Here is a 13,128-nt window from a genome sequence, read left to right as displayed (position 1 = left end):
TGCGGCACATTACGGCGGAGGATGAGCCCGGATGTCATTACCCATCTATCTGATCGGCGCACGCGGTTGCGGTAAAACCACGGTTGGCCAGGCGCTGTCGCAAGCGCTGGGCTATGCCTTCAACGATACCGATCACTATTTGCAACTCACTACGCAACGCAGCGTGGCGGAGATTGTCGCATCTGAAGGGTGGGATAGCTTCCGCGCCCGCGAAACGGAATCGCTGCGCGCAGTCACCGCTCCGAATACGGTCATCGCCACCGGCGGCGGCATGGTGCTGGCGGAAGTGAATTGTCGCTTTATGCGCGAACACGGCCAGGTGATTTGGCTGAACGCGCCTTCAGACGTGCTGGCCGATCGTCTGGAACATCAGCCGGAAGCCGCGCAGCGTCCCACCTTAACCGGCCGCCCGATTGCCGAAGAGATGGGCGATATTTTGCGTGAGCGTGCTCATTTGTATCGCCAAACTGCGCATCATGAAGTCAACGCGATGCAATCGCCCGATCGCGTAGTAGAGCAAATTCTGCAATCGCTCTCTTTAGCGCGCGCCAGCTAAACCCTCAGATTTCTCTCTGTTTCTTTGCAGCGATCCTCAGTTGTCTATACTTAGCGTTAGGCAGAGGATCACCGCTGTCTGTGGACAACTGATAGAAGAGGGAAAACAATGCCAACGAAACCACCCTATCCGCGCGTCGCGCGTATTGTCGCCGTTGAAAAAGGTTCGGCGGATCAAACCGTCACCTGGTATGAATTACGTGCCGACCATCCCAAACCCGATACATTAATAAGCGAACACAAAAGCGAAACCGAAGCGCAAGATGCCAAAGAGCGCTACGAAGACGCTGAAAAAGATTAAGTTTACCCGTCATATTTCAAGCTGCAGGTGCGTTGGCTGCATGTGTTCACCCCAGTCACTTACCTAAGTAAGCTCCTGGGGGATTCACCCATTTGCCGCCTCCCTGCAACTTGAACTCTATAGGGTAAATAATTCAGCCGAAAAACTGCAATATTCCAAAAAAGTTACACACTTTCCTGCGGAATATTTAACTCACCTGATTACGTCATTTATTTCCCACTTCACGCCGTATTTTATTCTGCCTTAAATTCCCTCAGAAACGTCCGGCTTAAAATTTGCGCTTGACCGTCAAAGCGTCGCGCTTTACTTTCTGGTTATTGAAAGAGGAACTGTGTTCCATATAGTGAAACCAACGCCATGACCACACTCGAAAATGCCTCCGCTGTACTGAAGCTCTTTCAGCGCTTTGGCGTGACGCAGGGCCATCCCGGCTTGACCTTTACCGAGGTGGTGGATGCGTTAGGCATGCCGAAAAGCACGGTCTCGCGCCTGTTAGCGACCATGGAGAGTGAAGGCTTACTTGAGCGTGACACTGAAAGTCGCTGCTTCCAGATTGGTCGCGTGCTGCTGTCGGTGGCGGGTCACTATCTGTCGACGCCGCTAGTGGATAGCGCGTCGGCGCCGATGGCGCGCCTGGCGGCCAGCAGCGGTTGCATGGGTTATATCTCGGTGTTGGATGGCGACGATGTGCTGGTGATGCGCATGTATCACGGCCGCTTCTTCACCCAGCTGGTGACGCCGCCGGGCACGCGCGTTTCATTGACCGGCACTTCGACCGGACGCGTGCTGCTGGCGCAGCTCAGTGATGACGAGGTTCGCGAACGTTTTGCCAGCAACTGGCAGGCGGCTTCGATGAACTCGCCGCTGAGCGTCGATGCGTTATGCAAAGAGTTAGCGGTAATTCGCCAGCAAGGCTGGGCACTGGCGCGCAATGAGACGCTGCCGGGCATCAGTTCGCTGGCGGTCGCGGTAACCAATAAACATCGCGGTGAAAGTGCCGCGCTCTGTCTCTCGTTTTTATCGCAAGAAGCGGCGCCCGGATATCCGGAGAGGCTGCTCAGCGAACTACGCGCAACGGCTGCACTGATGGCCGAAAAATACGGCGCATAATCCTGTCCAAAACAGGAAACCCTATTTTAGTTTTGAAGGCGTTTATTCGCGCCACACCAGGGAAATAGCAGGTCTTCGGACCTGCTTATTTCAATAATCAGGGAACGATTAATATAAAAACGTTGATGTCCCGCGTGTCGGGCACTTCGAATTAAAGCGTTTTCTACAGGGTGAAAATACGGGGATCTCATGCGTCAAAATAATCCAATAAAAAGCGTTGGCGTTGCCTTAATGCTGGTTCTGCTGTCCGTTGCCGGCGCCATCATTGGGGTTCAGCTTATTACCACCATTGGGGTAACACCCAATACCTCTATTATCGGCGCGCTGTTTGCCATGCTGCTGGCGCGTATTCCGCTGCAATGGTTTCGTCGCTATCGCTCCATTGAAGTACAAAACCTCGCGCAAACCGCCATCTCCTCGGCCACCTTCGGTGCGGCCAACAGCCTGTTGATGCCGATTGCGGTGCCGTGGGCGCTGGGTGAGCCGCAGCTGGTGCTGCCGCTGTTTGTTGGCGTCAGCGCGGCGATGCTGCTCGATGCTTATTTACTCTATCGTCTATTTGATACCCGCGTCTTCCCGGCCAGCAATGCGTGGCCGCCGGGCGTGGCGGCAGCCGAAGCGATCAAAGCCGGTGACAAAGGCGGTCGTCAGGCTTGGCTGCTGGTGGTGGGGATTGTTGGCGGCATCGTGGGTTCGATGCTAAAGATCCCGATGTCGGCATTTGGTACCGCGTTTATCGGTAATATCTGGGCGCTCAGCATGCTCGGTATGGGTTTCCTGCTGCGCGCCTACGCGCAACCGGTTGCTGGCATTGATATCAACGCACTCTATATTCCGCACGGCGTGATGGTCGGTGCCGGTTTGGTGGCGTTAATTCAGGTGGTGCAGGTGATTCGCAGCCGCCGCAATGATCAGGTCAACGTCAGCCGTAGCGACAGCGAAGTCAAACGTTCGCTGGGTTTCGGCACCGTCGGTTACATCGTCATCTCCACGCTGCTGGCGCTGGCGGGCGGTCTGTGGAGCCAGATGGGCCTGCCGATGCTGGTGCTGTTTATCCTTTACGCCGCCTTTGCTGCCTTCGTGCATGAATTGATTGTTGGTATCGCCGCCATGCACTCTGGCTGGTTCCCGGCCTTTGCGGTGGCGCTGATTACCCTGATTCTCGGTATTCTGCTCGGCTTCCCGCCGTTGGCGTTGTGCCTGCTGTGTGGTTTTACCGCCGCTACCGGTCCGGCGTTTGCCGATATGGGTTATGACCTGAAAGCCGGCTTTATCCTGCGCGGTAACGGTGCCGATGTGCAGCAAGAGCTGTGGGGCCGCCGTATCCAGCTGATCGCCGCGATGATTGCCTTTGTGATCTGTATTCCCGTGGTGTGGTACGCGCACACCATTTTCTTTGCCGAGAATCTGCTGCCGCCGGTGGCGCGCGTCTATGCCAAAACCATTCAGGCCGGTGCGGAGCCGGGGATTGCCGGCAACCTGCTGATGTGGGCGATTCCGGGCGCGATTATTCAGTTGATCGGCGGACCGAAGCGTCAGCTTGGCGTCCTGCTGGCGACCGGCTTGTTAATCAACAACGCCGCGGCAGGTTGGGCGGTGATGGTGGGCATCGCGCTGCGCATTATCATCCTGCGCGTGTGGGGCGAGCGTGGACGTTCACCGATGGAAGTGATGGCCGCCGGGTTTATCGCGGGCGACGCGCTCTACAGCTTCTTCCATTCACTTTTTGCCAGCGGCAGCAAAAAATAATCCAGGAAATTGATGATGAGTTTACAGCAGACACTGCAGGTCTTTGAGTTACTCGATAGCGCTTACATCGATGGCCAACAGGTGGTCGATCTGTTCGCGGCCTATCCGGGCGTCACCACCAGCACGAAACGCGTTAGCGGGCCAAAAGGGCGGACCGATTTCGTCCGCATCGATATCCCCGGTGCGCAGGGCAAAAGCAACGGCGGCAGTGCGCCAACGCTCGGCATCATTGGCCGTCTCGGCGGTATCGGTGCGCGTCCAACGCGCATTGGTATGGTGTCGGATGCCGATGGCGCCGTCGCGGCGGTGAGCAGCGCTCTGAAGCTGGCGCAGATGCAGACCAAAGGCGACGTGCTGGCCGGTGATGTGATTATCACCACCCACATCTGCCCGGATGCGCCAACCCGTCCGCACGAGCCAGTCGATTTCATGGATTCGCCGTGCGACGACATCACCATGAATGACAATGAAGTGATCGCTGGCGTTGATGCGATTCTGTCGATCGATACCACCAAAGGTAACCGCATCCTTAATCACAAAGGCTACGCGCTGTCGCCGACGGTGAAAGAGGGCTACATCCTGCGCGTATCAGAAGATCTGTTGCGCATCATGGAGATGACCAGCGGCAAACCGGCGGTTACCTTCCCGATCACCACGCAGGACATCACGCCATACGGCAACGGGGTTTATCACCTCAACAGTATTTTGCAACCTTCCACCGCGACGGATGTGCCGGTGGTCGGCGTGGCGATCTGTGCCGAATCGGTGGTGCCGGGCTGCGGCACCGGCGCCAGCCACGAAGTGGATATCGCTTTAGCCGTGAAGTTTGCGGTCGAAGTGGCGAAAGAGTTCGGGCGTGAAACCTGTCACTTCTACGACCCACAAGAGTACGCGCTGCTGCTCTCTTTGTATGGTAGTCTCAGCCATCTGCGCACCCGGAAAGCCTGATGATGAACATCTCCCTGGTCACACTGACGATTGGTCAATCACCGCGTAGCGACATTCTGCCGCTGCTGCTGGAACATCTGCCCGCCGATCAGGTGGCGCATGCCGGTTTACTCGACGGCCTGACGCTAGCCGAAGTTGAGCTGCAGTATGCGCCCGCGCCGGGCGACAAGGTGCTGGTATCGCGTATGACCAGCGGCGAGCAGGTGCGCCTGTCCGTAGCAAAAGTGGAGCTGGGACTGCAACGTAAGATCAACGCGCTGGAGCAGCAGGGCTATGACACCATTTTGCTGCTGTGCACCGGCGAGTTTGGCGCGCTGAAAACCCAATCCGCTCTGCTGCTGGAGCCCGATCGCATCATCCCACCGCTGGTACGCGCGATTGTGCAAGATCATAAGGTCGGGATTGTGGTGCCGGTGGAAGAGCAGATTGCCGAGCAGGCCAACAAGTGGCGCAACTTGATCACTCCACCATGTTTTGCCGTTGCCAGCCCGTATCTGGCGGAGCAGGCCAATTTGGTGGAAGCGGGATTGTCGCTGCAGGAGCAGGGCGCGGATGTGGTGGTGCTGGATTGCATCGGCTATCACCAGCAGCACCGCGATTTCCTGCAGAAAATGCTGGGCATTCCGGTACTGCTGTCGAACGTGCTGGTGGCCAAGCTGGCGGCAGAATTGATCGTCTAACGCAGGGAGATCACAAGTTGCGATCTGTGGCGCTAATTCGCGTGACAGATCAGCGAGTTCCTTAGTAATCTGCCAGTCACGATAATGTGCTGTGAGGAAGTAATATGCTCAATACAAGTGAGTATTTCGACGGAAAAGTGAAATCTATTGGTTTCGACAGCGTGACCATTGGCCGTGCCAGCGTTGGCGTGATGGCCGAAGGTGAATACACCTTCGGCACCAATCAACCGGAAGAGATGACGGTGGTGAGCGGCGCGCTGAAAGTGCTGCTGCCGGGCGAAACCGAGTGGAAATGGTACGAAGCCGGCACCAGCTTCAACGTGCCAGGCCAAAGCGAATTCCATCTGCAGGTGGCAGAGCCTTCTTCTTATCTGTGCCGCTACCTCTAAACTCAAGCTTTAGAACATCTTAAACCTGCGACTTCTGTTGAAGCGCAGGTTTTTTTATTGCGCACCCCACGAAAATCCTGCGGGTTTGTCGTGGGGTCACCCTTAATGGCGACCAGGATCGAGAGGATTAACGCTTCGCTTCGCCGCCTAACGCTTCGACCAGATTGCTGATCAGTGCGGCCAGTTCGCTGGTCATCAGAATGAAATCGGCATCGAAACGCTGGGCGAAATCATCGCGGTCGATGTCATCATTCTGCTCACGCAGCGTGTCGCTGAACTTCAAACGCTTCACTGAAGCATCATCGGCGATAACGAACTGAATGCGTTCCTGCCAGTCAAGCGCTAGCTTAGTGACCACTTTGCCGGCTTCAATGTGTGTAGCGATTTCGTCGGAAATCAGATCCTGCTTCTTACAGCGGATCACGCCGCCATCTTCCAGCATGGCTTTCAGCTCGGCTTCATCCATCAGGGCAAAACCGGCTGGCAGCTCACCTGAGCGCACCCATTCGGTCAGCGTCAGCTCGATCGGATTCTCCAGCGTCAGCGGTACCACCGGCAGTGAACCGAGGCTTTTACGCAGCAGCGCCAGCGTGTCTTCGGCTTTCTTGGCGCTGGCACAGTCGACGATGATCAGATTGTTAACGGTGTCGATCCACATATACGTCTGGCTGAAACGGCTAAACGCGCGTGGCAGCAAGCTGTGCAGCACTTCATCTTTCAGCGAATCTTTCTCGGTCTTCTTCAGCTTGCGGCTCTGTTCTGCTTCCAGCTTGTCGATTTTGGCTTCCAGCGCCTGCTTCACCACCGGCGACGGCAGAATCTTCTGCTCGGTGCGTGCACAAATCACCATCTGACCGTTGATTTCGTGCGTCAGCGCTTCGCTGCGGTTGCCCATCGGTGAAACCCAGCCGGTTTTCGCCATATCCTGGCTGCCGCATGGCGAAAAGGTAAAGGCGTCGAGCTGTTTTTCCAGATCGTCTGCGGACAGCGGAATGTCACGATTCAGACGATAAACCATCATATTTTTAAACCACAACATCGGGATTCCTTACCGTGGGTGCGATCGGGCGCACAAGTCTCAAAGTCAGCGCGCATGATAGCGAAACATCGGATTGGTTTCATTGCCTTTCCCGATTCAGCCTTCTACTGTATTGGTCACCAGAACGAATAATGAGGAATAAATCGTGCGCATCGGGATTGATTTAGGCGGGACCAAAATTGAAGTGATTGCACTGTCTGATCAGGGTCAGGAACTGTTCCGTCATCGCGTTAACACGCCGCGTGACGACTACGCTGCCACGGTTCAGGCGATTGTCGATTTAGTGCTGCTGGCGGAGGAGAAAACCGGCCAGCAGGGCACGGTCGGCATCGGCATTCCCGGCACGATTTCGCCCTACACGCAGCGGGTGAAAAACGCCAACTCCACCTGGCTGAACGGTCAGCCGCTGGATAAGGATTTAGCGCAGGCGCTGAATCGTGACGTGCGCATCGCCAACGACGCGAATTGTCTGGCGGTTTCCGAAGCGGTAGATGGCGCGGGCGCGGGTCAGCCGCTGGTATTTGCGGTGATTATCGGCACCGGATCGGGCGCGGGCGTAGCGATTGGCGGTGAGTCGCGCATTGGCGGTAACGGCAATGCCGGTGAGTGGGGCCACAATCCGCTGCCGTGGATGGATGAGGATGAATTGCGCCATCGCGCGGAAGTGCCCTGTTACTGTGGCTTGCAGGGCTGCATTGAGACCTTTGTATCGGGTACCGGCTTCGCTATCGATTATCAGCGTCTGAGCGGTAAAGCGCTGAAAGGCGCGGAGATCATCAAGCTGATTGAGCAGCAGGATCCGGTGGCGGAACTGGCGATGAATCGCTACGAAATGCGTCTGGCGAAATCACTGGCGCAGGTCGTGAATCTGCTGGATCCCGATGTGATTGTGTTGGGCGGCGGCATGAGTAACAACGATCGCCTGTACCAAACCGTGCCGGCGCTGATGAAGCAGTGGGTGTTTGGCCGCGAGTGTGAAACGCCAGTGCTGAAGGCGGTACATGGCGATTCAAGCGGCGTGCGCGGGGCGGCGTGGTTGTGGCCGTTGAAAGGGTAGTTTCTGTTACGCACCTCTGTATGTGCTCGCTTTCCCCCTCCTCGGTTTGTACTCGCTTTCCCCCTCCTCGGTCCTCCCCCATAAATGGGGGAGGAAGATGCTGCCACATGTCAGTGAGGAAGCTGCATGTGGCAGCGTCTCCTTCCCCCGCTTGCGGGGGAAGGCCGGGATGGGGGACAGCGTGCACATCTCCTTCCCCCGTTTACGGGGGAAGGCCGGGATGGGGGACAGCCAGCACTAACCCACTCACTCACCCACTAACATCGAATCCTGCGGCGCGTTATCGCGCTGGGCTTTAGTCGCCAGGAAGTAGACATATCCCACCGCCATAATCGCCACAAACAAGCCGCCAATCACCGGGTTAAACCACAGCATCGCCACCAGACACACCAGCGACAGCACCAGCGCAATGCCCGGCACAATCGGATAGCCAGGCGCACGGAAGCTGCGTTCCATCTCCGGCGCAGTGCGACGCAGTTTAAACAGGCTCAGCATACTCATTAGATACATCACAATCGCGCCGAACACCGCCATGGTGATCATCGCAGCGGTCAGCGTCATGCCTTGCAGATTAATGAAACCATCGCTGTAGATCGCGGCGATCCCGATTAAACCCCCGGCGATAATCGCGCGGTGCGGCGTCTGGAAGCGCGACAGCTTCGCCAGACTCTGCGGCAGATAACCGGCGCGGGCGAGGGCGAAGAACTGGCGCGAATAGCCGAGAATAATGCCGTGGAAGCTGGCAATCAGGCCAAACAGACCGATCCACACCAGCATGTGCATCCAGTTGGAATTTTCACCGACAATCATCTTCATTGCCTGCGGCAGCGGATCGTTGATGTCCGACAGCTTGCGCCAGTCGCCAGCGCCACCGGCCAGCAGCATCACGCCAATCGCCAACACCACCAGCGTCAGAATGCCGGTGATATAGGCTTTGGGAATGGTGCGTTTGGGATCTTTGGCCTCTTCGGCCGCCATCGCCGCGCCTTCAATCGCCAGGAAGAACCAGATGGCGAACGGAATCGCGGCAAAGATGCCAGACATCGCCGGCATGCCGAAGTGATCGCTGCCCGCCCAGCCGTTAGCGGCAAAGTTGGCGATGCTGAAGCCCGGCGACACCACGCCCATAAACACCAGCAGCTCCAGAACCGCCAGCACAGTGACCACCAATTCGAACATCGCCGCCAGCTTAACACCGAGAATGTTCAGCGTCATGAAGACGATATAAGCGCCGACCGCAGCGGTTTTCGGATTGAGATCGGGATATTGCACGTTGAGGTAAGCGCCAATCGCCATGGCGATCGCCGGCGGTGCGAACACGAACTCAATCAGCGTGGCGAGGCCCGCGATCAAGCCGCCGGTTTCACCGAACGCGCGGCGGCTATAGGCAAACGGACCGCCCGCATGTGGAATCGCGGTGGTCAGTTCGGTAAAGCTGAAAATGAAGCAGGTATACATGGTGGCGATCATCGCGGTGGTGATCAGAAACCCAAGCGTGCCTGCTACGCCCCAGCCGTAACTCCAGCCAAAATATTCCCCGGAAATCACCAGTCCAACCGCAATGCCCCACAAATGCAGGGTGCCCAGCGTGGGTTTGAGCTTATTCGTCATCATCTTCTCCCCGTCGTCATTGTTGGTGCGGCAGCTTCACCGCGCTTTTTTATCTTTGCGCTACAGTGAAGTGATAATGCCGCTGCCGGGCGCGGGAAAACTTGACGCGGGCGCAGTGAGTTTTGTCCTCCACGGTCAACTCTGAGGCAAGAAAAGTGCCAGATGCACGCTGCGGTCAACTTTGGGTTGTCTGCGGTCAAGCAGTCAGGACGACGTCATCCCATGCTGATACCACTTGCTTGATGCTGGAGATTGATGAATGAGTGCCGAACAATCCGATACCTTAACCGATACTGAAATCACCCTGCTGGCGCATCAGGCGCTGGCCCGTTATCCCGCGGCACTGCGCGGCGAACTCAAGCTGCTGTGCCGGTCGGAAAATGCCACCTTCCTGTTGCAGGCGGCGGGCAAACGCTACGCGCTGCGTCTGCATCGTCCTAACTATCACAGCAAAGCGGACATTCAGAGCGAGCTGCAGTGGCTGGATGCGCTGCGTGACATTGGCATCATGGTGCCGCAGGCGATCCCGGCCAGTGAGGGTGAGACCGTGCTGACGCTGCCGATGGCAAATGGCGCCCAGCGCTATGCCGTGTTGTTCCACTGGATTGAGGGTGACATGCCCACCACCGATGTCGATCCCAAAGCGTTTCAGCAGCTGGGTCACATCACCGCGCGCTTGCACCAGCACAGCCGCAGCTGGCAGAAACCGGCCGGTTTCCAGCGCATCATCTGGGATCATCACACCATGGTCAGCGATCATAGCCATTGGGGACGCTGGCAGGATGCGCCGAACCTCAATCCGGCCGATCATGGCATCGTCGCCGAAGCGGTAGCGCGCGTCGGGCAGGAGCTACAGGGCTTTGGCCAAGGGGCGGATCGTTATGGTTTGATCCACGCCGATCTGCGTCTGACCAACCTGCTGCTGCATAAAGGCGAAACGCGGGTGATCGACTTTGATGACTGCGGACTCGGCTGGTATCTGCACGATCTGGCGGCAGCGATCAGTTTTGTTGAGCACCATCCGCGCGCCGCCGAATGGGTGGATAACTGGATCCTCGGTTACGAAAAAGTGGCGCACATCAGTGATGACGAGATGGCGCTGGTGCCGACGCTGCTGATCCAGCGCCGCATTCAGATGACGGCGTGGATGGGATCACACGCGGAAACGGAAATGGCACTGAGCCTTGGGCCGGGCTGGGCCGATCACTCGGTGCGCCTCTGCCGACGTTATCTGGAAACCAATCAGCTGCCGGTTGGCGTCTGATGCACCAGCAGTGAGCAGCTTTGCGCTGTCGCGGCGCAGCAAAGGTCGCCATTCATGGCGACCCTGCGACAAAATCCGCAAATCATCCGCCTGGTACGAATATTGCTGGAATCCTCAACCTGTTTCACTCGCGCCACACGCAGAGGTTCCGATGCAATCACTCATAACACCCACTGAAGCCTTTAGCGCCTTGTCCGTCAGCGCCAGCAACCGCGGCGTTTTGGCGGCGGCGGCCACCGGACTGAGCGGGTTTATCACTGACAAAGGCGGCGATGTCGATCGTATTTTTGGCATCAGCGGCATCAACTCCGAACTGCTGGCGAGCCCCACGCTAAGCCTGGGTTTGGTGAACTACTGCCGCGTGATGGAAGAGGCAGCGCGTCATTCCGGTTTTGATAACTTCGGTTTGCATTACGGTAAGCAGTTCAAACCGCAGTCATTAGGCTTGATTGGGTATATCGGCCTCTGTTCGCCCACGCTGGAGCAGGCGCTGCACAACGTGGTAAATGCCTTTCCGTGGCATCAGCACGACACGCTGACGCGGCTGGTGGATAAAGGCGAGTGCTGGCGGCTCGATTATCAGGTGCGCCACGGCGCGATCCTCTCCAGACGTCAGGATGCGGAGCTGACGCTCGGTATGTTTCTCAACTTGATCCGCCACGTTGCCGGCAAAAACTGGGCACCGCGTGAAGTGCACTTCGAACATCCGCGCCCGGAGCAGTGGCACGAGCACTGCAAAGTGTTTGATGCGCCGGTGTGGTTTGATCAACCGTTCAACTCATTACTGATCCCGAAACGCGATCTGCTGCGCAGCATGCCGGAACAAGATCCGATGTTGCTGATGGTGATGCAGGATGCTATCCGCCGCCTGAACAGTTGTGCCAGCCTGCAAAGCGTGGTGGAGCAGGCGCGATCGCAGGTCAATCTGTCACTGATGCAGGGCGAACCGGTGCTGGAAGAGATTGCCGAAAAAATGGGCCTGTCGAGCTGGTCGCTGCAACGGCGGCTGCGTGAAGAAGGCATCAGTTTCACGGCGTTGGTGGACAAGGTGCGCTGCGAGATGGCGACGCACTATCTGCAACAGAAGCAGCTGCCGATCTCAGAGATGGCGCTGCTGCTCGGCTATTCCGAAGTCAGCGCCTTCTCCCGCGCCTTCCGCCGCTGGTTTGGCATCAGCCCGCGCCAGTGGCGCCAGGATGGCTCGGCGTTGCCGGGGCAAAACCGAACCACGCTGGCTGGTTAGCGTCCGGCGGCGGCGGTAAATGGTTGCTTTGACCAATCAACTGCCAGGCGCGCAGGCACAGCGTTTCGTCGCCTTGCGTCTGCGTCACCGCGTAGCGCCCGCTGTTTTGCCACTCAAGCCGCACCAGACATTGCTGACCGGCATAACGGCGCGCATCGCGGAAATGCTGGTTGAGCTGATGCTGCATCTCATCAGCCCACTTGCAGGATGCGCTGCCCGGCGCGCTTTGCGGCTGACACAGGTTGGCGATGCTATCCTGTTGCTTTGGCTGAGAATGCTGACAAGCGCTGAGGCCCACAACAATCATTAACCCGCCCAATAATCCCGCCATTCGATTAATTAAATTCATTAATATGCCTGTGTTTTCACTAAAGTTCCTCTCCCTCACTGCCGACAGTCTACAGACCGACTCAACCAATGCTATGGCATTACTCTGACTATCGGCAGAACCAGAATTTGCCGCAGCCTTGCGGCTTTATCTCCTTTTGATTCATGGATTAGAAATGCAGAAAAAATATGCCCTTGCGGCACTCTCCTTGTTAAGCGCCACGCTGCTCAGCGGCTGCGCGACCGAATCGTCACGCGCCATTGAAGCGCCACAGGTGCGTGCGGCCAGCCAGCCCGCGTATCAGGGCGTGCGCAGCCCGATTGCGGTTGGCCAGTTTGATAACCGCTCCTCGTACATGAACGGCATCTTCTCTGATGGCGTGGATCGTCTTGGCAATCAGTCGAAAACCATTTTGGTCACGCACCTGCAGCAGACCAATCGCTTCAACGTGCTGGATCGCAGCAACCTGAAAGAGTTGCAGCAGGAAGCCGGCTTTAAGAAGAGCGAGCAGAACATCAAAGGTGCGACTTACATCATCACCGGCGATATCACCGAATTTGGTCGCAAAGAAGTGGGCGATCAGCAGCTGTGGGGCATTTTGGGGCGCGGTAAGAACCAGATTGCCTATGCCAAAGTCAACCTGAATGTGGTGGATGTCACCACCTCAGAAGTGGTGTACAGCGCGCAGGGCGCGGGTGAATTCAAGCTGTCAGCGCGTGAGATCGTCGGTTTCGGCGGCACCACCAGCTATGACTCCACTCTCAACGGCAAAGTGATGGATCTGGCGATTCGTGAAGCGGTAGATCATTTAGTGGATGGCATTAACAGTGGCGCATGGCGTCCGGCGAAATAAG

At 57.2% G+C, this 13,128-nt stretch carries 14 protein-coding genes; 11 read left to right on the top strand and 3 right to left on the bottom strand.

The window, feature by feature from the left end:
- Positions 1–31 precede the first annotated feature (31 nt).
- From aroL to ppnP, 7 genes are all read left to right on the top strand, one after another.
- The gene (aroL, locus tag Q3H59_RS15675; protein WP_110867770.1) at positions 32–556 is read left to right on the top strand and encodes a shikimate kinase AroL; all 525 of its coding nucleotides are present in this window, start codon (positions 32–34) and stop codon (positions 554–556) included.
- Positions 557–664: 108 nt separating this feature from the next.
- A complete protein-coding gene (locus tag Q3H59_RS15670) occupies positions 665–856 on the top strand; it encodes a YaiA family protein (RefSeq protein WP_101762471.1) in 192 nt (63 codons plus the stop codon).
- A 357-nt stretch (positions 857–1,213) separates the two neighbouring features.
- Entirely contained in the window at positions 1,214–1,966 is a 753-nt protein-coding gene (locus Q3H59_RS15665) for an IclR family transcriptional regulator (protein WP_192413994.1), read from the top strand.
- 189 nt (positions 1,967–2,155) lie between these two features.
- Positions 2,156–3,715, top strand: a complete 1,560-nt coding sequence (locus Q3H59_RS15660; protein ID WP_110867769.1) for an OPT/YSL family transporter — start codon at positions 2,156–2,158, stop codon at positions 3,713–3,715.
- A gap of 15 nt (positions 3,716–3,730) precedes the next feature.
- Positions 3,731–4,663 carry a DUF1177 domain-containing protein gene (locus Q3H59_RS15655; RefSeq protein ID WP_309836726.1) on the top strand — a complete coding sequence of 311 codons (933 nt, stop codon included), beginning with the start codon at positions 3,731–3,733 and terminating at the stop codon, positions 4,661–4,663.
- Positions 4,664–4,665: 2 nt separating this feature from the next.
- Positions 4,666–5,343, top strand: a complete 678-nt coding sequence (locus Q3H59_RS15650; protein ID WP_192414239.1) for an AroM family protein — start codon at positions 4,666–4,668, stop codon at positions 5,341–5,343.
- A gap of 104 nt (positions 5,344–5,447) precedes the next feature.
- Positions 5,448–5,732, top strand: coding sequence for a pyrimidine/purine nucleoside phosphorylase (gene ppnP, locus Q3H59_RS15645; RefSeq protein WP_101762466.1), 285 nt, complete (start codon positions 5,448–5,450; stop codon positions 5,730–5,732).
- Between the two features lie 127 nt (positions 5,733–5,859).
- On the opposite strand, the gene rdgC is transcribed toward ppnP, so the two are convergent.
- Positions 5,860–6,771, bottom strand: coding sequence for a recombination-associated protein RdgC (gene rdgC, locus Q3H59_RS15640; protein WP_008106069.1), 912 nt, complete (start codon positions 6,769–6,771; stop codon positions 5,860–5,862).
- Positions 6,772–6,916: 145 nt separating this feature from the next.
- On the opposite strand from rdgC, the gene mak reads away from it, so the two are divergent.
- Complete coding sequence (mak, locus tag Q3H59_RS15635; protein WP_110867766.1) at positions 6,917–7,828, top strand: fructokinase; 912 nt, start codon at positions 6,917–6,919, stop codon at positions 7,826–7,828.
- A 246-nt stretch (positions 7,829–8,074) separates the two neighbouring features.
- Here mak and eat read toward each other — a convergent pair whose 3' ends face one another.
- On the bottom strand, positions 8,075–9,439 hold the full coding sequence (gene eat, locus Q3H59_RS15630; protein ID WP_061717487.1) for an ethanolamine permease: 1,365 nt from the start codon (positions 9,437–9,439) through the stop codon (positions 8,075–8,077).
- A gap of 259 nt (positions 9,440–9,698) precedes the next feature.
- On the opposite strand from eat, the gene Q3H59_RS15625 reads away from it, so the two are divergent.
- Together Q3H59_RS15625 and Q3H59_RS15620 are read left to right on the top strand one after the other, a co-directional pair.
- Positions 9,699–10,703 carry a phosphotransferase gene (locus Q3H59_RS15625; RefSeq protein ID WP_309835735.1) on the top strand — a complete coding sequence of 335 codons (1,005 nt, stop codon included), beginning with the start codon at positions 9,699–9,701 and terminating at the stop codon, positions 10,701–10,703.
- A 151-nt stretch (positions 10,704–10,854) separates the two neighbouring features.
- Positions 10,855–11,946 (top strand): AraC family transcriptional regulator, encoded by a 1,092-nt coding sequence (locus Q3H59_RS15620; RefSeq protein WP_309835733.1) that lies wholly within the window; start codon positions 10,855–10,857, stop codon positions 11,944–11,946.
- On the opposite strand, the gene Q3H59_RS15615 is transcribed toward Q3H59_RS15620, so the two are convergent.
- The gene (locus Q3H59_RS15615) at positions 11,876–12,295 is read right to left on the bottom strand and encodes a cell envelope integrity protein TolA (protein ID WP_309835732.1); all 420 of its coding nucleotides are present in this window, start codon (positions 12,293–12,295) and stop codon (positions 11,876–11,878) included. The genes Q3H59_RS15620 and Q3H59_RS15615 overlap by 71 nt on opposite strands.
- Positions 12,296–12,449: 154 nt before the next feature.
- Here Q3H59_RS15615 and Q3H59_RS15610 point away from each other — a divergent pair, with 154 nt between their 5' ends.
- Positions 12,450–13,127, top strand: coding sequence for a CsgG/HfaB family protein (locus Q3H59_RS15610; protein ID WP_222233075.1), 678 nt, complete (start codon positions 12,450–12,452; stop codon positions 13,125–13,127).
- Position 13,128 lies beyond the last annotated feature (1 nt).

The sequence above is a fragment of the Pantoea sp. SORGH_AS_0659 genome (assembly GCF_031453915.1).
Lineage (GTDB): Bacteria > Pseudomonadota > Gammaproteobacteria > Enterobacterales > Enterobacteriaceae > Pantoea > Pantoea leporis.
Note: the sequence above shows the minus strand (reverse complement) of the source record. Positions and strands in the feature narration are given on the sequence as shown.

Bases quoted from the DNA above. Each gene is read 5' to 3' on its own strand.
- Q3H59_RS15615 (WP_309835732.1), bottom strand. From the start codon at position 12,295: ATGAATTTAATTAATCGAATGGCGGGATTATTGGGCGGGTTAATGATT.
- Q3H59_RS15670 (WP_101762471.1), top strand. From the start codon at position 665: ATGCCAACGAAACCACCCTATCCGCGCGTCGCGCGTATTGTCGCCGTT.
- Q3H59_RS15610 (WP_222233075.1), top strand. From the start codon at position 12,450: ATGCAGAAAAAATATGCCCTTGCGGCACTCTCCTTGTTAAGCGCCACG.
- Q3H59_RS15650 (WP_192414239.1), top strand. From the start codon at position 4,666: ATGAACATCTCCCTGGTCACACTGACGATTGGTCAATCACCGCGTAGC.
- Q3H59_RS15660 (WP_110867769.1), top strand. From the start codon at position 2,156: ATGCGTCAAAATAATCCAATAAAAAGCGTTGGCGTTGCCTTAATGCTG.
- eat (WP_061717487.1), bottom strand. From the start codon at position 9,439: ATGACGAATAAGCTCAAACCCACGCTGGGCACCCTGCATTTGTGGGGC.
- aroL (WP_110867770.1), top strand. From the start codon at position 32: ATGTCATTACCCATCTATCTGATCGGCGCACGCGGTTGCGGTAAAACC.
- Q3H59_RS15620 (WP_309835733.1), top strand. From the start codon at position 10,855: ATGCAATCACTCATAACACCCACTGAAGCCTTTAGCGCCTTGTCCGTC.
- ppnP (WP_101762466.1), top strand. From the start codon at position 5,448: ATGCTCAATACAAGTGAGTATTTCGACGGAAAAGTGAAATCTATTGGT.
- Q3H59_RS15625 (WP_309835735.1), top strand. From the start codon at position 9,699: ATGAGTGCCGAACAATCCGATACCTTAACCGATACTGAAATCACCCTG.
- rdgC (WP_008106069.1), bottom strand. From the start codon at position 6,771: ATGTTGTGGTTTAAAAATATGATGGTTTATCGTCTGAATCGTGACATT.
- Q3H59_RS15665 (WP_192413994.1), top strand. From the start codon at position 1,214: ATGACCACACTCGAAAATGCCTCCGCTGTACTGAAGCTCTTTCAGCGC.
- Q3H59_RS15655 (WP_309836726.1), top strand. From the start codon at position 3,731: ATGAGTTTACAGCAGACACTGCAGGTCTTTGAGTTACTCGATAGCGCT.